General features: G+C 66.3%; 21 protein-coding genes. 9 read left to right on the top strand and 12 right to left on the bottom strand.

Annotation, left to right across the window (positions count from 1 at the left end):
* Positions 1–12 precede the first annotated feature (12 nt).
* The 8 genes from BCY78_RS10465 to BCY78_RS10430 form a co-directional block, all read right to left on the bottom strand.
* Positions 13–171: a DNA gyrase inhibitor YacG gene (locus BCY78_RS10465; RefSeq protein ID WP_068301153.1), complete on the bottom strand. Its 159-nt coding sequence runs from the start codon at positions 169–171 to the stop codon at positions 13–15.
* Entirely contained in the window at positions 168–1,202 is a 1,035-nt protein-coding gene (locus tag BCY78_RS10460; protein WP_068301151.1) for a ribonuclease E/G, read from the bottom strand. The genes BCY78_RS10465 and BCY78_RS10460 overlap by 4 nt, the downstream gene beginning before the upstream one ends.
* Positions 1,199–1,771 carry a nucleoside triphosphate pyrophosphatase gene (locus BCY78_RS10455; protein ID WP_068301150.1) on the bottom strand — a complete coding sequence of 191 codons (573 nt, stop codon included), beginning with the start codon at positions 1,769–1,771 and terminating at the stop codon, positions 1,199–1,201. The genes BCY78_RS10460 and BCY78_RS10455 overlap by 4 nt, the downstream gene beginning before the upstream one ends.
* Positions 1,771–1,989, bottom strand: coding sequence for a translation initiation factor IF-1 (infA, locus tag BCY78_RS10450; protein WP_068301149.1), 219 nt, complete (start codon positions 1,987–1,989; stop codon positions 1,771–1,773). The genes BCY78_RS10455 and infA overlap by 1 nt, the downstream gene beginning before the upstream one ends.
* Positions 1,990–2,078: 89 nt before the next feature.
* A complete protein-coding gene (locus BCY78_RS10445; protein WP_068301141.1) occupies positions 2,079–2,990 on the bottom strand; it encodes a carbon-nitrogen hydrolase family protein in 912 nt (303 codons plus the stop codon).
* The gene (locus BCY78_RS10440) at positions 2,987–3,571 is read right to left on the bottom strand and encodes a GNAT family N-acetyltransferase (protein ID WP_068301138.1); all 585 of its coding nucleotides are present in this window, start codon (positions 3,569–3,571) and stop codon (positions 2,987–2,989) included. The genes BCY78_RS10445 and BCY78_RS10440 overlap by 4 nt, the downstream gene beginning before the upstream one ends.
* The gene (locus BCY78_RS10435) at positions 3,568–3,984 is read right to left on the bottom strand and encodes a ketosteroid isomerase-related protein (RefSeq protein ID WP_255402855.1); all 417 of its coding nucleotides are present in this window, start codon (positions 3,982–3,984) and stop codon (positions 3,568–3,570) included. Before BCY78_RS10435 ends, BCY78_RS10440 begins: the two co-directional genes overlap by 4 nt.
* Positions 3,985–4,095: 111 nt before the next feature.
* Positions 4,096–4,959, bottom strand: a complete 864-nt coding sequence (locus tag BCY78_RS10430; protein ID WP_068301135.1) for an SDR family oxidoreductase — start codon at positions 4,957–4,959, stop codon at positions 4,096–4,098.
* Positions 4,960–5,069: 110 nt separating this feature from the next.
* On the opposite strand from BCY78_RS10430, the gene BCY78_RS10425 reads away from it, so the two are divergent.
* Complete coding sequence (locus BCY78_RS10425) at positions 5,070–5,519, top strand: helix-turn-helix domain-containing protein (RefSeq protein WP_068301132.1); 450 nt, start codon at positions 5,070–5,072, stop codon at positions 5,517–5,519.
* On the opposite strand, the gene BCY78_RS10420 is transcribed toward BCY78_RS10425, so the two are convergent.
* From BCY78_RS10420 to BCY78_RS10410, 3 genes are all read right to left on the bottom strand, one after another.
* Complete coding sequence (locus tag BCY78_RS10420) at positions 5,479–5,871, bottom strand: low molecular weight phosphatase family protein (RefSeq protein WP_233499387.1); 393 nt, start codon at positions 5,869–5,871, stop codon at positions 5,479–5,481. The genes BCY78_RS10425 and BCY78_RS10420 overlap by 41 nt on opposite strands.
* 65 nt (positions 5,872–5,936) lie before the next feature.
* Positions 5,937–6,416: a UPF0262 family protein gene (locus tag BCY78_RS10415; protein WP_068301126.1), complete on the bottom strand. Its 480-nt coding sequence runs from the start codon at positions 6,414–6,416 to the stop codon at positions 5,937–5,939.
* 141 nt (positions 6,417–6,557) lie between these two features.
* Complete coding sequence (locus BCY78_RS10410) at positions 6,558–8,177, bottom strand: bifunctional UDP-sugar hydrolase/5'-nucleotidase (protein WP_068301124.1); 1,620 nt, start codon at positions 8,175–8,177, stop codon at positions 6,558–6,560.
* Between the two features lie 177 nt (positions 8,178–8,354).
* Between BCY78_RS10410 and BCY78_RS10405 the strand changes: the two genes are divergently transcribed.
* From BCY78_RS10405 to arsC, 3 genes are read left to right on the top strand one after another with little or no spacing between them, the layout of a single operon-like run.
* Positions 8,355–8,693, top strand: coding sequence for a DUF952 domain-containing protein (locus tag BCY78_RS10405; RefSeq protein ID WP_068301123.1), 339 nt, complete (start codon positions 8,355–8,357; stop codon positions 8,691–8,693).
* Positions 8,693–9,745, top strand: a complete 1,053-nt coding sequence (locus BCY78_RS10400) for a quinone-dependent dihydroorotate dehydrogenase (RefSeq protein WP_068301119.1) — start codon at positions 8,693–8,695, stop codon at positions 9,743–9,745. Before BCY78_RS10405 ends, BCY78_RS10400 begins: the two co-directional genes overlap by 1 nt.
* Positions 9,736–10,077, top strand: coding sequence for an arsenate reductase (glutaredoxin) (gene arsC / locus BCY78_RS10395; protein WP_068301117.1), 342 nt, complete (start codon positions 9,736–9,738; stop codon positions 10,075–10,077). The genes BCY78_RS10400 and arsC overlap by 10 nt, the downstream gene beginning before the upstream one ends.
* On the opposite strand, the gene BCY78_RS10390 is transcribed toward arsC, so the two are convergent.
* The gene (locus BCY78_RS10390) at positions 10,074–10,910 is read right to left on the bottom strand and encodes a lytic transglycosylase domain-containing protein (RefSeq protein ID WP_233499381.1); all 837 of its coding nucleotides are present in this window, start codon (positions 10,908–10,910) and stop codon (positions 10,074–10,076) included. The genes arsC and BCY78_RS10390 overlap by 4 nt on opposite strands.
* A gap of 338 nt (positions 10,911–11,248) precedes the next feature.
* Here BCY78_RS10390 and BCY78_RS10385 point away from each other — a divergent pair, with 338 nt between their 5' ends.
* From BCY78_RS10385 to BCY78_RS10365, 5 genes are all read left to right on the top strand, one after another.
* Positions 11,249–11,455 (top strand): Flp family type IVb pilin, encoded by a 207-nt coding sequence (locus BCY78_RS10385; protein WP_068301480.1) that lies wholly within the window; start codon positions 11,249–11,251, stop codon positions 11,453–11,455.
* A gap of 618 nt (positions 11,456–12,073) precedes the next feature.
* Positions 12,074–12,286, top strand: coding sequence for a Flp family type IVb pilin (locus BCY78_RS10380; RefSeq protein WP_068301116.1), 213 nt, complete (start codon positions 12,074–12,076; stop codon positions 12,284–12,286).
* Positions 12,287–12,477: 191 nt separating this feature from the next.
* Entirely contained in the window at positions 12,478–13,311 is an 834-nt protein-coding gene (gene cpaB, locus BCY78_RS10375; protein WP_068301113.1) for a Flp pilus assembly protein CpaB, read from the top strand.
* Between the two features lie 280 nt (positions 13,312–13,591).
* A complete protein-coding gene (locus tag BCY78_RS10370; protein WP_068301110.1) occupies positions 13,592–15,001 on the top strand; it encodes a type II and III secretion system protein family protein in 1,410 nt (469 codons plus the stop codon).
* A 4-nt stretch (positions 15,002–15,005) separates the two neighbouring features.
* On the top strand, positions 15,006–15,659 hold the full coding sequence (locus tag BCY78_RS10365) for an OmpA family protein (protein WP_083194948.1): 654 nt from the start codon (positions 15,006–15,008) through the stop codon (positions 15,657–15,659).
* The last annotated feature ends 83 nt before the right edge of the window (positions 15,660–15,742 follow it).

The following is a 15,742-nucleotide window of genomic DNA, read 5'->3' as shown; positions in this document are numbered from 1 at the left end:
GGAGCAACGCTATTAGACCTCGTCATCCTCGCCCGGAAGCTCATCGACGACCGGGATGCGGTAATCCTCGCGCAGCCACCGCGCGAGGTCGACATCGGCGCAACGCTTGGAGCAGAAGGGCTTGTAGTCCGGGTCCGTCGGCTTCCCGCATTGCGGGCATTTGGCACTCATGCCACCCAACCCGGCAGCGCCGCCCGGTCGCGACGGCGCGCGAGTTCGAAATTGCCCAAGGGCGTCCAACCGGCCATCGAGGCCTCGCCCGCATCCGCGCGGAAGGCCTTGTTCAGCACCTGCTCCAATACATGGCGGTCCCGCTTCGGGCAGGGCGCGAAATCGACCAGCACCATGCCACCGAGACCGCGCAGACGCAGCTGACGCGGCAGGTCGCGCGCGGCGGCGATCGAGGCCTTCAGCCCCGCCGCCGGCGAGGTATCCGGGCCGGTGTTCACATCGACCGCGACGAAGGCGCGGGTCGCTTCGATCCACATCGAGGCGCCGCCTTCCAGCCTCACCTCAGGCCCCGACAGCGCGGCCAGTTGGTCCAGAACGCCGTGATGGTCCAGTGCCTCGGGGCTCTCGTCGACCTCGTCGGCATCGCCCCAGTCGCGCCAGGCCAGCTCATGCGGACCCGGAGCATCGACCAGCAGCTCGGGCTTGCCGTCCACATCCTTCAACACCGCCTCGGCCAGCCCGCGCACTTGCAGGATGTCGTCGGCGATCTCGTCCTCGGCGGCCTCTTCGCAAACAGAGCGCAGGATCAGGCCCAAGCTTTCATCGGCGCCGGTCATCGCCTCGGTGGCGAGGTCGGTCAGGTCCTTGCGGATATCCTCATCCCGGATCGCGCGCGAGACGTTGAGGCCCGGCGCGTCGGGTGTAACGATGGCATAGCGGCTCTTGAACAGCAGGCGCTGGGTCAGCGGGAAGGCCTTGCCCTCCTCGGCGACGCCGGTGATCTGCACGAGGATCGACTGGCCCGGGCGCAGGCCCTTGGGCGCGCGCAGGAAGCCGGACTGGCCCTCGGGCAGGTCGACGAAGACGCCGCCCAGCCCCTTGACCGGCCGCCCGACCGTGCCGCGCAGGATCGACCCCGGCGTGAACGCCGCGTCGTCGTCCAGCGCGAGGTCCTCCAGCCGCCCGTCTTCGAGCAAGGCGGCGACCTCGTGGCCCTCGATCTCGCCCAATACGATCACGCGTCCCTTCATGCGATATCCTCGCGATAGCCGGCGGCGTTCAGCAACACCGCGGTTTCCGCCAGCGGCAGGCCGACGACCGCGCTGAACGAGCCCTGAATCCACGGGATGAAGGCCCCGGCCCGGCCCTGGATGCCATAGGCCCCGGCCTTGCCCTGCCATTCACCCGAGGCGAGATAGGCGTTCAGCTCGTCATCCGACAGGCGTTTCATCTTGACCGAGGTCTCGACCACGCGTTCCCAGACCTGCGCGCCGCGCTTGACGGCGACGGCGGTGATCACGGTGTGGCGGCGACCGCCCATCATGGTGAGGAATTCCGCGGCCTCGGTCGCGCTTTCGGGCTTGCCGAGGATCCGGCGGCCCAAGGCAACAGTGGTATCCCCGCACAGGACGATCTCGTCCTCAGCGGCCTGAACGGCGGCCACCTTCTCACGCGCCATCCGCGCGCAATAGGGGCGCGGCAGCTCACGGGGATGCGGGGTTTCGTCGATATCGGCGGGACGGACGGCATCAGGCGTGATGCCGATCGTCGCCAACAGGTCCAGCCGGCGCGGGCTGGCCGAACCTAGGATTAGCTTCATCACTTGAAGCGGTAGTTGATCCGGCCCTTGGTCAGATCGTAGGGCGTCATCTCGACCTGTACACGGTCGCCGGCCAGAACACGGATGCGGTTCTTACGCATCTTGCCTGCCGTGTGCGCGATGATCTCATGGCCGTTGTCCAGCTCGACCTTGAACGTCGCATTCGGCAGGAGTTCCTTCACGACGCCGGGAAATTCGAGCAGTTCTTCCTTGGCCATGGTCTCTCCAATTGGGTATCCGCCCGCGCAATGCAGGCGATGGTCCTATGCGCCTTTGCCGGCGCTTTTTCAAGGTTTAAGTTTCAGGCTCAGGAAGCGGGGGCCGAAACGATCCCCTGCCCCAGTCGCGCGTCCTGTTCCGGCCAATGCGCAAGGTTCAGCACGCCGCCATCGCGCCGGGTCTCGGCGATAAGATCGCGGTGCACCGTGGCGATGGTCCAGCCCGGCGCGTTCATCGCCCCAAGGGCCAGCACCCCGTCCGAGGGCCAGTTGCGGTCGGGCGGGCCGTAAATGCCGGCGGCACCGGTGTTTTCCTCGCAGCCCGCGCACCAGGGCGCGATGCCGACCAGCGGCGAATGCACGACGGCGCATTGGTTCTCCAACGCCCGCGCCATGGAACCCACGCGCACGCGCCAATAGCCCGCGGTGGTTTCGGTGCAGGAGGGGGCCAGCAGGATCTCCACGCCTTCCTCGGCCAGCCGGCGCGAAAGCAGGGGGAATTCGCTGTCGTAGCAGATCACCACGCCCAGCTTGCCGATCGGCGTGTCGAAGACGGTGAGTCCCTCCTCGCCGGGGACGACGTCCCAATCCTCGCGCTCGAAGCGGGTCATGATCTGCTTGTCCTGATGCCCGATCACGCCCGAGGGGCCATGCAGCGTCGCGCGGTTGACCGGGCGATTGCCGGTGAAGACCGGGCCCGAGGGCGCAAGGATATAGACCCCGTGCTGCGCGGCGAGGGCCGAGAAGACGGCGTCCATCGCGGGCGTGTGCTTGGCGACCTCGGACAGCGCGCCCTCCAGATCGGCGGCGACGGACTTGCCGCCGAGGCTGGCCAGTTCCATGGCTGCGTATTCCGGGAAGACCAGCAGCTGCGCGCCGGCGCCGGCGGCATTGCCGACCCATTTCGCGGCCTTGGCCTCGAACTCGGCGAAACTGTCGAACCAGTCGAGGGGATAGGCCGCGGTGGCGACGGTGACATCGGCGGGATTGCGATCGGTCATGTCAGCTCCTTGATCCAGAATTGCAGCGGCTTTGCCGTTTCCTCGGTCTGGCCGAGGTCCTTCCAGCGGAATTCGGCGACGACGCCCGGCAGAGGCTCATAGCCCCGCGCGCGCCAGAAGCCATCGAGCGGGCGGTAGTTCACCGGCCGGGCCGGATGGTCGACCGGGCGCTGCACCCCGCAAAATGTGACGTAGCGACGCCCGAGTTCTGCGGCTTTGCCCTCTCGAATGTCGAAAAAGCGATGACCGACGCCCCGGCCCCGATAGTCAGGCAATAGAACGGATTCGGCGCAGTAAAAGATTTCCGACAGGTTAATGCCGGTCGGCGCGAAGGCGCGGGCGAAGTCGTCGGCATGGTCTTCCATCGGCATGCCGGTGGCCGCGCCGACCAGCGTCTCGCCGTCGAAAGCCCCCGCCACCACCGCGCGCGGGTTGTCGCGGTAGGGCTCCATATAGCGCCGCTCGTAGGCCAGATCGCCGTCGTAGAGATAGGGCCAGTCGCGGAACACGCGGATGCGCAGTTCCGCCACCCGGTCGAGCGCCGCCTCCAGCGCGGGGCCGGAGAGGGCGTCGACCCTCACGCGCTCACCTGCCGGATCCAGTCCTGCAGGTTGTAATAGGTGGTGACGCGGGTGATCTTGCCGTCCTTGAGGCTGAAGAAGCCGCCGGCGGGCAGGACGTATTTCTGGCCGCGCGCTTCGGGCAGGCCGGGATCGGTCTTCAGATAGGTGCCGTTCACCACGAATTCCGCCGCGCCGCGCGTGCCGTCCTCGGAGCCATAGACCACCATGTCGGTCAGCAGCTCTTTGTAGGTCTCGGACATATGCGCGCAGAACTCGGCGAAGGCCTCTTTGCCCATGCGGGCGTTACCCTCGTTGACGTTGTGAACGAAGTCGTCGTGCAGGCACTCGCCCATGGCGTCGGTATTGCCCGCGTTGAAGGCGTCGTAATAGGCCTGAATGGTGGCGCGGGCGGTCTGTTGGGCGGTGGTCACGGGGATCTCCTGTCGCTGTCGCCGGCAGATTAGCGAAGCGGCAGGCAGGGAAAAGCCCGAAAGCGGCATCGGCGGGCCGGTCTCCGCCAAAGGGACCGGCCCGCCGAAAGATCAGGCGGTTACCGGGCTCAGCGCGGCAGCCACGGCGTCTTTCAGCGGCGTGGTCGGACGGCCGATCAAGCGCGACAGGGTGTGGCTGTCGTCGAACAGGGCGCCTTCACCGGCGCGGGCGTCGCTGTCGGCAAAGATCGCGGCGACCGGCTCGGGCAGGCCGAAGCTTTTCAGCAGGTCGGCATAGGCGGCTTCCGTCATCGGCGCATGGGCGACGGGCTTGCCCGACTGACGGGCAATCTCGGCGGCGTAGTCGGCCATGGTGAAGGCCTCGTCGCCCGCGAGCTCGTAGACCTTGCCGGCATGGGCATCATCGGCGGCGGTCACCGCGATGGCCTCGGCGAAATCGGCGCGGGTGGCGGGGGCGATCTTGGCCGAGGCATTGGCGCCCGCAACCGCGCCCGAGGCCAGCACGCCGGCGATGTTGCCGGTGTAGTTCTCGGTGTACCAGCCGTTGCGCAGGATGGTCGCGGGGATGCCCGAAGCGGCCAGCGCTTCCTCGGTGGCGATATGGTCACCGGCGAGGATCATCGGCGAGGCGTCGCCCTTCAGGATCGAGGTATAGACGATGCGCTTCACGCCCGCCTCCTTGGCGGCGGCGATCACGTTGCGATGCTGGCCGGCGCGGTCGTTGAAGTCGTTCGACGAGATCAGCACCAGCACGTCTACGCCCTTCAGCGCTTCGGGCAGCGCGGCGGTGGCGTGATAGTCGAAGGCGCGGGTCTCGATACCCAGATCGGCGGCCTTGGCGGGATCGCGCACCAGCGCGACCAGAGTGTCGCCGGCGGCGCGGGTTTTCAGGGCGGCGACGGCGAGGCGGCCGAGTTGGCCGGTGGCGCCGGTGATGGCGATGGTCTTGGTCATGTCCGTGTTCCTTGTCAGCGGGTGTTTTCCGGTGGTGGAGCAGACATGAACCCTTTACTTACGAAAAGTAAGTACGTACATTTTTGTAAGTGTTAAAAAGTGAGTCCCCGATGGAAACCGCCGTCCGCGCCCAGAAGATGCTCGACAGTTTCGCCCGTGCCAACGTGCTGGCCAGCGAATGCCCCTCACGGCAGGTGTTGCAGCACCTGACCAGCCGCTGGGGCGTTCTGGTGATGGCAGTGCTGGCGACCGGGACCTTCCGCTTCGCACAGCTGCGCCGGAAGATCGACGGGGTGAGCGAGCGGATGCTGGCGCAGACCCTGCAACAGCTGGAGCAGGATGGTTTTGTCCTGCGCCACGATCATGGCGAAGTACCGCCACGGGTGGATTACACCCTGACCCCGCTGGGCGAGGAAGCCGCCGGGCATCTTGTCGGGCTGGTCGCCTGGATCGAGGAGAGCATGCCGCGCGTGAAAGCCGCGCAGGCTGCCGCCGCGCCGGACGGCGACGCAGACGCCATCACGCCGTCGGTGGGCCGAAGCGTTCCTGCAACCGCTTGAGGATCTGGTCACGGGTCTGGCGATAGGCCTGCAACTTCGTCTCGCGCGACTCGCCCAGACCGGTCGGGTCCATGATCGGCCAATATTCCACGTCGATATGGGCGTAGCGTGTCAACTCCAGCGCCGCACGCTGGCTGGCGGGCGACAGCGCGACGATCAGGTCGAAGCCCGACAGGTCATCGCCCCATTCGATCATCTCGTCGAACGAGCGCGAGCGATGGCGCGACAACTCCACCCCCATCTCGCTGCTGACCGCGATGGCGAAGCCGTCGATCTCGATGTCATTATGGACACCGGCCGACTGGATATAGGCCCGCTGGCCGTAAAGCTTCTTCATGAAGCCCTCGGCCATGGGCGACCGCACGGCATTGTGGTCGCAACAGAACAGAATGGAACTGGGAAAACCCTGACCCAAGATCACGCCCCGCGATTGAGGACGCTGATCAGGGTGAACAGGCGGCGCGCGGTGTCGAGGTCGATCTCGGCCTTGCCCTCCAGCCGTTCCTGCAGAACGCGCGCCCCCTCGTTGTGGATGCCGCGACGGGCCATGTCGATGGCCTCGATCTGGCTGGGCGGCAGGCGTTTGACGGCCTCGAAATAGCTCGCGCAGATCTGGTCGTAATCCTTCACCACCTGCCGGAACGGCCCCAGCGACAGGTGCAGCTCGCCGACGCGCCCGCCGTCCTCCTGAGCGATCTCCACCACCAGCCGACGCTCCCGGATCGCCATGGCCAGCCGGTAGGGGCCGGTCGGAACCTCGCGGTCGTCGCGGGTGGGAAGGGTGAAGCTGTTGTCCTCGAGAAGGTCGAATACCGCCACCTTTCGCTCCTGCTCCATTTCGGGCGTGGCAGGAGGAAGACCGGAATCGTCGATATCGATATGGCAGATGCGGCTCATGCGGGATCTCTCAGGACTGATCCCGTGGTGATGCAACACCCCTGCCCCGCGATCAAGCCGCTTGTCCGGGGGCCTTGCCGGAAGGTCGCAACGGAAACGGGGGCCCGAAGGCCCCCGTCCGATCATCGCAGCGATGGCTGATCACTCGCCGAGGCGGGTGATGCGGCCGTCGGTATAGGGCTCGTAAGGCGCGTTTTCCTGCAGGTAGGCGGCCAGAACATCGGCCAGATCCGGGCCGAAGTCATAGGCGTTCATGCCGCTGTCGCGGAAGATCGCGTAGCCGTCGCCCCCGTTGCGCATGTAGTCGTTGGTCACGACGCCATAGGTCGCGGCAGGGTCGATCGGCACCCATTCGTCACCCGACTGCACCATCACGTCGCTGACACGGCTGCCGGCTTCGGCGGCGGGGTCGAAGGTGTAGTGCAGACCGGCGACCTGCGCGAAGCGGCCCGCGCCGTCTTCCAGCTGGCTCACGCCGTTCTCCAGCGCGGCAACCACGTCGGCGCCGGTCAGCTGGAAGGTGGCCAGCGTGTTCTGGAAGGGCAGGACGGTGTAGACCTCACCCATGGTGACCATGCCCTCGTCGATCGAGGCGCGCAGACCGCCCCCGTTCTGGATGGCGATGGTCACGCCCTGATCGGCGGTACGCGCCAGCATGGCATCCGCCACCAGCGTGCCCATCGAGCATTCCATCTGACGGCAGACCGCGCGGTCGCCCTCGATCATGGCGCTGGTTTCGGCGACCGGCTGGTTGCGCATCTCGTCGATCGGGCCGGCAAGGCTGGCCACCCATTCCAGCACCTCGGCGTCGGGCTCGACTTCCGAGTTGATGGTGATCGCATCGCCCGAGGCATAGACGACGTTCATCTCGTCATCGAGTTCCAGCACCAGATGGCCGAGGTACTTGCCGAAAGCGCCCGCGGTGACGACCGGGACCATCGAACCGGCTTCGGTGTCCACCCAGGTCGGGTACGGCCCTTGGCGCGACGGATCCGAGGCCGACAGGAAGGTGTGGCTGTGGCCACCGACGACCGCGGCCAGACCCGGCACGGCGGCAGCGATTTCCTGATCCATGCGATAGCCGACATGGGTCAGCGCGATGATCGGCGCAGCGCCTTGCTCTTGCAGCTCGGCGACGGCGGCGGTCAGAGCTTCGATCTCGTCCTCGAACAGGACGGTCGGTCCGGGCGACGAGGTCTCGACGGTGTCCGTGGCGAGCGCCGAGACGATGCCGATGCGCATGTCGCCTTCTTCGACGATGGTGTAGGGCGCGACGCGACCGGCCAGCTGCTCGGCGCCCGAGACGTCGAGGTTCGACGACAGGATCGGGAAGCTCACGGTATCAAGGAACACCGCCAGACCATCCGGCCCGAGGTCGAATTCGTGGTTGCCCACGGCCATCGCATCAAGGCCGATGCGCTCCAGCAGGTCGGCTTCGGCCTGACCGCCATAGGTCGTGTAGAACAGCGAGCCCTGCGAGGCGTCGCCGGCGTCCAGCACGAGGACATTGCCGCCCTCGGCCTCGATGGCCGAGCGCATCTGGGTGACCAGCGTGTAAAGGCGCGCGGCACCGCCGAAGCACTTGCCCTCGGCGTCATCCTCGGCCGAGCAGGTCGAGTTGTAGCGGCTGATCGGTTCAATACGGCTGTGGAAATCGTTGAAATGCAGAATGTGCAATTCAGTGGCGAAACCCGGCAGGGCGCTGGCGGCGACCAGCGCGCTCGAGCCGAGCAGCGCCCGGAAATGCGGTTTGAAGGACATCTGGGTTCCCCTGTTGGATTTTTTCCCGAAGGTCAAAGAATGGCTTGGCGACAGTCCTCTGTCAAAGCCCCATCGCCCGGTTTGGCCCCGGATTATGACACTTGCGTAACGTCAGCATGACGCAGTGGCGAAAAGCTGCCCATTGACCGGCGCGCCCGCTTTCGGCATGAGCAAAGCATGCTGGTCTACAAGATTTTTCGCCGCCCCGAATGGGATGCGCTCGTCGCCGCTGGCCGCACGGCCGGTGCGCCGGTCGACCTCGCCGATGGCTATGTCCACATGTCCACGCCCACGCAGGTCGTCGAGACCGCCGCAAAGCATTTTGCCGGCGAAAGCGACCTCGTCCTGCTGGCGATCGAGACAGAGGCTCTGGGCCCGGCGCTGAAATGGGAACCCTCGCGCGGCGGGGCGTTGTTCCCGCATCTCTACCGTGAGCTGACGCTGGACGACGTGGTCTGGGACAAATCCCTGCCGCTGGGCGCCGCGGGCCACATCTTCCCGGAAGGCGTCGTCTGATGATCGAGCAACTCGGCCTCTGGGCCCTGCACCGGATCGACCCCGAGGTCGGTCACGGCCTCTCGCTGAAGGCACTGAACGCGGGCCTCGTGCCGCTGCCGGGCGAGGTCACCTCGCCCCGCCTGCGCACGCAGGTGGCGGGGCTGGAACTGCCGAACCCGGTCGGTCTGGCAGCCGGTTTCGACAAGAACGCCGTGGCACTGGCGCCTCTGGCCCGCGCGGGCTTCGGCTTCGTCGAGGTCGGCGCTGCGACGCCCCGCCCGCAGCCCGGCAACCCCAAGCCGCGCCTGTTCCGCCTGACCGAGGACCGCGCGGTGATCAACCGCTTCGGCTTCAACAACGAGGGGGCAGAGGCCGTCGCGACCCGCCTGCGCGCCCGCAGGGCGGGGCCGGTGGTCGGGCTGAACCTCGGCGCGAACAAGGACAGCACCGACCGCGCGCAGGATTTCGTCTCGGTTCTGACGACCTGTGGGCCCTTCGTCGATTTCGCCACCGTCAACGTCTCGTCGCCCAATACCGAGAAGCTGCGCGACCTGCAGGGCGCCGATGCCCTGCGCGGGTTGCTAGCCGGCGTTGTCTCCCGCCGCGATGAGCTGGAGCGCCGGATCCCGATCTTCCTGAAGATCGCCCCCGATCTGAACGCGCAGGAATTGTCCGACATTGCTGGCGTCGCGCTGGAAACGGGCATCGATGCGGTGATCGCCACCAACACCACTCTGGGCCGCGACGGTCTGAAAAGTGGCCACAAGGGCGAGATGGGCGGCCTTTCCGGTGCGCCACTGTTCGAAAAGTCCACGCGCGTACTGGCGCAATTGTCCAAGCTTCTGGACGGGCGCCTGCCGTTGATCGGCGTCGGCGGCATCGCCTCGGCCGAGGACGTCTATGCCAAGATCCGCGCGGGCGCGAGCGCCGTGCAGATCTATTCCGCGCTGGTCTACGAGGGCTTCTCGCTGGTGCCGCGCGTGGCGCGGGGCCTCGACACCCTGCTGGCACGCGACGGCTTCGCCACGGTTGCCGAGGCGGTCGGCACCGGGAGGGACGCATGGCTTTGAATTCCGGGGCTCTTACAATCTGGCACAACCCGCGCTGCACCAAGTCGCGGCAGGCTCTGGCCTATCTGGAGGAGAAGGGCCTCACCCCCGAGGTGCGTCTCTATCTGAAGGACGCGCCCTCCGAGGCCGAGATCCGCGACATGCTCTCGGCCCTTGGCATCCCGGCCGCGGATCTGCTGCGCAAGGAAGGCGCCGCGCTGAAAACCGAGGCCGAAGCCACGATCATCGCCGCAATGGTCGAGAATTCCGCCTTGATCGAGCGCCCGGTGATCCGCAACGGCGACAAGGCCGTGATCGGCCGCCCGACCGAGGCCATCGACACTCTGCTCTAACCCGCCGTCGGCACCGCACGCACCGCGAAGACGCAGCCGTCCGTCGGCAGCTCAGGCACCGTGGCGCAGAGCCCGCGCGCCACGTTCCAAGCCGCGAGCACGCGCGGGACGTAATCGCGCGTCTCGGCATAGGGTGGCACGCCATTGTTGCGCCGCACCGCCCCCTCGCCCGCATTGTAGCCCGCGAGTGCCAGCACCACATCGCCGTCGAACTCGCCCAGCAGCCAGTCCAGATAGGCGACACCGCCCCGGATATTCTGCGCCGCATCCATGGCGTCACCGACGCCGAAACGCTCGGCCGTGGCGGGGATCAACTGCATCAGACCCTGCGCGCCCGCGTGGCTGACGGCCCCCGACCGGCCCGCGCTCTCGACCGAGATCACCGCCAGTACCAGCGCCGGCGAGACCCGCGTGCCCAGCGTCGCCATCAGGATTGCCGCGTTATGCGCCGCCGCGATGTCCTGCAAATGCTGGACCGAGGGTTCGGGCACCCGCGCCGCCTCCGGGGCGTCACGAAGCGCCGCCATGGCCGAGAGGAACCGACCGGTGCCCTGCGTGATCTCGGGCGAGACCTGCTGCCAGAACCAGCCAAAGCGCGCCCCGTCATCGCCGCGCGGCGGAAGCGGGACCGCGGCCAGCAACGGCATCGGGGCGACGGGTTCCGGCGGGGCGATACGGCGGGCCTGTTCCTCAGGGTCGACCTGCACGGTGATGCGGTTACGCCCGTCCTGCGGGGCGACGCCGATGCGCCGGAAGGTGAAGTTGTCCTGCCCGTCAGAGGCGCCGGGCGTCACCACACGCGGCCCCTCCTGCGCAAGCCCGGCACCGGGCACGACGAAAGAGGCCGCCCCAATCAGGGCTGCCGATATAAGTTGTCGAGTGATGGGGTAGCTGCTCGGCATGGCCCCGGTGTTCTTTGTTTTGTTCCCGGCAGCCTGCCAGAAAACCGGCGCCGACGCAAAGGCCTCAGGCCGTGGCCGCTGCCATAAAGTGGTTAATGCAGCCTTTACGCTGACAAGAAGTCACCTCTCCCCTGCCCGCATTCTTCCTTCTTTCGCCGCAATCGGAACACCCGACGGGGTGAAAACAAGGACAGCCAGCCCGAAGCGGCCGCCTAACGGGGGCGCGTGACGGTCCGGATATATCGCAACGGCCAACCATGGAGATGACCATGACCAAGTTCTTCAAGACCTTTCTTGCCGACGAATCGGGTGCAGTGACCGTTGACTGGGTCGTGCTCACCGCTGCCATCGTGGGCCTCGGCCTCGCCGTGATCACTTCGGTCCGTTCGGGCGTCCAAAGCCTCGGCACCGATATCCAGAACTCGCTGACCTCGGCCTCGGTCGCGACTCTGGGTACGCTGGGCACCTCGAACTGATCCCAAGCCCTACCGTTCTCTCAATCGGCCGCTCCGCACGGGGCGGCCGTTTCCGTTTCCCGCCTTGTTGCTACCGGCTGCCATCCCCGGCACCCGTCTGGAGATTGCCTCGTCCGACCAACCCTGCTGATGTTGTCGGCTTCTGCCTGTTTGAAACCAGCATCCGGGTAATTGGTTAACGATAGTTTAAATTTCAGCTTATCGTTTCACAAATACGAACAATTCCAAGATTTGCGCCAAAATCAGCACAATTCCCGCGCGAGTTCATCCCAGCAGCGCCGCATCGAACCGCGAGTGTTTCCACAGGGCGAACAGGCTCAGGAACGCTTAAGAGTTCGAATCACGTCCTGCCCCAATGCGGTTAAGCCTTCGCTACCAATCGCGCCCACGTTCCCCGACCGCGAACAAGCCGCGCTTCAGCCCGCCCGCCGTTTCTCCAGTGGCGACAAATCCTGAAAACGCACCACGCTCGCCGCAATTGCGCCCGGATTGCCCCACCTTCGCGCCTGCATCCTAACAGATAAAGAATGAGCCAGACGGGAAGCGGTAAATCCCCTCAAACCCATCCGCTCTCCTGACGGCACCTCGACCCTTGTTCCTGCTGACTGGAGACAGATCATGAAATTCCTCGCTACCCTCAAGACCTTCGCTGCTGACGAATCGGGCGCCGTGACCGTTGACTGGGTCGTGCTGACCGCTGCCATCGTGGGCCTCGGCCTGGCCGTCATCACCTCGGTCCGCACGGGCGTTCAAAGCCTCGGCACCGACATCCAGAACTCGCTGACCTCGGCTTCGGTCGCGACCCTGGGCACGCTGGGCACCTCGAACTAAGAGACCCTCGCGCAAGCGATTGGACGGACCGCATCCCGGATGCGGTCCGTTCGGCGTTTCGGGACCCGGCGCTGCAAAGAACCCCCTTTGCGGCCATCATGCTGCCCGATTCAGCAAGCAGAAACCTTTTACGGTCATGGTTATTGACGATCGCAAACTGCGTGTAGTGGCAGGCTGACAGGAGCGAATTCATGCGTGTAATGCAGATAGGCATCCTTGCCGTTGGACTCGGGCTCGCCGGGTTTGGCGTGTACATGGCGCAGAATTACGTCAGCCAGACCCAAGCGGCCCTGGCCGCGGCGCAGTCACGCGGCGCCGCCGCGCCTGCCATGGAGCTTGTCCAGGTCGCCGTCACCACCCGCCCGCTGCGCTATGGCGAGCCGATCAATGCCGATGCGCTGGCGCTGGTCGCCTGGCCGGCCAATGCCGTGCCGCCGGGCGCATTCCAGACGCTGGAAGACATCGTCCCCGATGCCTCGCGCCCCCGGATCGCCCTGCGCGCGATGGAACCGATGGAGCCTGTCTTGGCCGTCAAGGTCTCGCAGCCCGGCCAACCCGCCGGTATCGCTGCGATCCTGACCCCGGGCCTGCGCGCCTTCACCATTCGCGTCGACCAGAATTCGGGCATCTCGGGCAGCCTGCGGCCGTCGAACACCGTCGACATTTATTGGACCGGCCGTGGTGCCGAAGGTGGCGAGGTCACGCGCCTGCTGTCTTCCGGCGTACGCATCATCGCGCTTGATGAAAACGCGGATCAGGACCGGAACTTCCAGGGCATCCCGCGCTCAATCACCGTCGAGGCTCCGCCCGAGACCGTGGCGACGCTGGCGCAGGGCCAATCCACGGGCCGCCTGTCGCTGTCCGTGGTCGGCCTTGATGACACATCCGACGTGGCGCAGATCCAGGTAGATGGGCGCAGCCTGCTGGGCATGGAAGCGCCACAAGAAGTCGTCCAGGAGCGTTGCACCGTGCGAACCCGCCGTGGCGCCGAAGTCGTCATGATCGAGATCCCCTGCACGAACTGAAGCGGCTGTGGAACGCGTATCCGCCGCCTGAAGCCAAGGTTTTCCGCCCAGTCCGGCGAAAGACTTGAGGCATTTCCGCCACATCCCGGCGCGTGAACAGGCCCCAGATCTGGGGTCTTTGGCGTAATAGTGAGGCAAACCTCGCGCCACCGTCGCGCCAAACGCTTCAACGACGCTCTCCAAATAATTGAATCTTGCAAAAAAAACGGGATTCCCGCATTCTGGCACGAAAGGGCCCGTCAGAGGCCATCTCAAAACGTGATCGAGAGGCAGGATCACAATGATTGCGAAACCTACGATCGTGTCGGCATTCCTGCTGGCATTCGCGGGCCTCGGGCAGGCCTTCATCACCGCGCAACCCGCCGGTGCTCAGACCCTGCGCGTCAGCTCCGGAACCGTGCGCGACACGCTCGCCGTGGCCATGAACCGCGCAGTGGTTGTCGAAACCGACACCCCCTTCGTCGAATTGTCGATCGCCAACCCGGGCATCGCCGATATCTCGACGCTGTCTGATCGCTCGATCTACGTGCTGGGCAAGGCGCCGGGGCGCACCACGCTAACCATTCTCGGCGCCAATGGTGAGCTGATTGCCAATGTCGAGGTGCAGGTCACCCCTGACATCGCCGAATTCCGCGAGCGTCTGCGCCAGATCCTGCCGGCCGAGCCGATCGAAGTCCGCACCGCCAATGACGGCATCGTGCTGTCGGGCGTCGTCTCCTCGGGCGAGCGTCTGGACGCGGCGATGCAGCTGGCCGAACGCTACGCGCCGGGCCGCGTGTCCAACCTGATGAGCGTGGGCGGCACCCAGCAGGTCATGCTGCGCGTACGCTTCTCGGAAGTTCAACGCTCCGCCGCTCAAAGCCTCGCTGCCAGCCTCGCCATCGGGCGCGGTGGTCGCAGCGTTGCCGGCTCGGGCGCGTTCAACACCCCGGCGCTTGCAGGCGCGGCCGTTGGTGGCTCGGTCACCGGATCGGGCGGCGACACCGCGGGCGTGATCACCGGCGGCGTGTCGATCGGCTCGGTGCAGTTCCAGGTGATGCTGGAAGCCATGGAATCCAACGGCTTGGCCCGGACCTTGTCCGAACCCAGCCTGACCGCCCTATCCGGCCAAGAGGCCTATTTCCTCGCCGGTGGCGACCTTCCAGTGCCGGTGATCGGCGATTCCGGGACGGTCACCATCGACTACCGACCGTTCGGCGTGGAGCTGACCTTCACCCCGCGCGTTGTCGACGGCGACATGATCAACCTGACGCTGGACGCCGCGGTCTCCAGCATCGACAGCTCGAACGGGGTCACCTCGGGCGGCGTGTCGGTGCCGGCTTTCCGGCGCCGCCAGACCTCGACCACCGTCGAGATGCGCGACGGTGAGAGCTTCGCCATCGCCGGCCTGCTTCAGGACGATTTCCAGGGCTCGATCAGCCAGGTTCCGTGGCTGGGCGACATCCCGGTGCTTGGCGCGCTGTTCCGCAGCTCGGACTATCAGCGCGACCAGAGCGAGCTGATGATCTTCGTCACCGCCCATCTGGTCACGCCGACCCGTGGCGAGGCCCTTCTGCTGCCCACCGACCGCGTGCGGCTGCCCAACGAGAGCGAGCTTTTCCTCAACGGCCGGCTGACCGGCGGATCCACCGGCGCCTCGGAAGTGGCACGGCAGGATTTCCGCGGCGGCTATGGCTATGTGATGGAGTGATCTGATGCGCGATTTGTCCAAATCCTCCCTCAGCCTGACGCGCCGGACCCTGATGATGGGCGCGGCCGGCGGGGCGCTCAGCGCCTGTACCGGCGGCTATGGCCCTGAGCTTGGCAGCCACCTCGACGAGGGCGGTTTCGGCACGGCGACGGCCCACAACATCCTGATCCAGACGGGTCAGCTGGATTACGCGGTGATCCTGGGCGAGCGTTTTGCCCGGGAAGTGCCGAACACCATCACCTTCGCCTTCGACAGCGCCGAGCTGGACGCCGGCGCGCAACAGGTGCTGATGGCGCAAGCCGCCTGGATGCGCCGCTTCCCCGAGCTGGCCTTCCGCGTCTTCGGCCACACCGATCTGGTCGGCTCCGAGCGTTACAACCGCGGCCTCGGCCTGCGTCGGGCCCGTGCCGCTGCGGCGTTCATCGTGCGTCAGGGCATCAGTCGCAGCCGTGTCCAGGGTGTGATCACAAACGGCGAGACCCAACCGCTGATCCCGACCCCGGATCGTGAGCGTCAGAACCGCCGCGCCGTGACCGAGGTTTCGGGCTTCGTGCAGAACCACCCGCGGGTTCTGAACGGCGAATACGCCCTTATCGTGCACCGCCAGTACGTTGAAAGCGCGGATCGCAACACGAACGTGCCGGCGGGTTCATTCTGATCCCATAGACGTCGGGGCCGCTTCCCTGAACAGCCTGCGGCCCGAAAGAATCGCCCTGTCGCACCCCGACAGGGCGATTTCTT

This window comes from Pararhodobacter sp. CCB-MM2 (genome assembly GCF_001691415.1).
GTDB lineage: Bacteria > Pseudomonadota > Alphaproteobacteria > Rhodobacterales > Rhodobacteraceae > Pararhodobacter.
This window is presented reverse-complemented; position numbering and strand designations above follow the sequence as displayed.

What these genes read in the sequence shown, in the direction of transcription:
- BCY78_RS10465 (WP_068301153.1), bottom strand. Translation starts at nt 171, where the DNA reads ATGAGTGCCAAATGCCCGCAATGCGGGAAGCCGACGGACCCGGACTAC.
- BCY78_RS10460 (WP_068301151.1), bottom strand. Translation starts at nt 1,202, where the DNA reads ATGAAGGGACGCGTGATCGTATTGGGCGAGATCGAGGGCCACGAGGTC.
- BCY78_RS10455 (WP_068301150.1), bottom strand. Translation starts at nt 1,771, where the DNA reads ATGAAGCTAATCCTAGGTTCGGCCAGCCCGCGCCGGCTGGACCTGTTG.
- infA (WP_068301149.1), bottom strand. Translation starts at nt 1,989, where the DNA reads ATGGCCAAGGAAGAACTGCTCGAATTTCCCGGCGTCGTGAAGGAACTC.
- BCY78_RS10445 (WP_068301141.1), bottom strand. Translation starts at nt 2,990, where the DNA reads ATGACCGATCGCAATCCCGCCGATGTCACCGTCGCCACCGCGGCCTAT.
- BCY78_RS10430 (WP_068301135.1), bottom strand. Translation starts at nt 4,959, where the DNA reads ATGACCAAGACCATCGCCATCACCGGCGCCACCGGCCAACTCGGCCGC.
- BCY78_RS10425 (WP_068301132.1), top strand. Translation starts at nt 5,070, where the DNA reads ATGGAAACCGCCGTCCGCGCCCAGAAGATGCTCGACAGTTTCGCCCGT.
- BCY78_RS10420 (WP_233499387.1), bottom strand. Translation starts at nt 5,871, where the DNA reads ATGGCCGAGGGCTTCATGAAGAAGCTTTACGGCCAGCGGGCCTATATC.
- BCY78_RS10415 (WP_068301126.1), bottom strand. Translation starts at nt 6,416, where the DNA reads ATGAGCCGCATCTGCCATATCGATATCGACGATTCCGGTCTTCCTCCT.
- BCY78_RS10410 (WP_068301124.1), bottom strand. Translation starts at nt 8,177, where the DNA reads ATGTCCTTCAAACCGCATTTCCGGGCGCTGCTCGGCTCGAGCGCGCTG.
- BCY78_RS10405 (WP_068301123.1), top strand. Translation starts at nt 8,355, where the DNA reads ATGCTGGTCTACAAGATTTTTCGCCGCCCCGAATGGGATGCGCTCGTC.
- BCY78_RS10400 (WP_068301119.1), top strand. Translation starts at nt 8,693, where the DNA reads ATGATCGAGCAACTCGGCCTCTGGGCCCTGCACCGGATCGACCCCGAG.
- arsC (WP_068301117.1), top strand. Translation starts at nt 9,736, where the DNA reads ATGGCTTTGAATTCCGGGGCTCTTACAATCTGGCACAACCCGCGCTGC.
- BCY78_RS10385 (WP_068301480.1), top strand. Translation starts at nt 11,249, where the DNA reads ATGACCAAGTTCTTCAAGACCTTTCTTGCCGACGAATCGGGTGCAGTG.
- BCY78_RS10380 (WP_068301116.1), top strand. Translation starts at nt 12,074, where the DNA reads ATGAAATTCCTCGCTACCCTCAAGACCTTCGCTGCTGACGAATCGGGC.
- cpaB (WP_068301113.1), top strand. Translation starts at nt 12,478, where the DNA reads ATGCGTGTAATGCAGATAGGCATCCTTGCCGTTGGACTCGGGCTCGCC.
- BCY78_RS10370 (WP_068301110.1), top strand. Translation starts at nt 13,592, where the DNA reads ATGATTGCGAAACCTACGATCGTGTCGGCATTCCTGCTGGCATTCGCG.
- BCY78_RS10365 (WP_083194948.1), top strand. Translation starts at nt 15,006, where the DNA reads ATGCGCGATTTGTCCAAATCCTCCCTCAGCCTGACGCGCCGGACCCTG.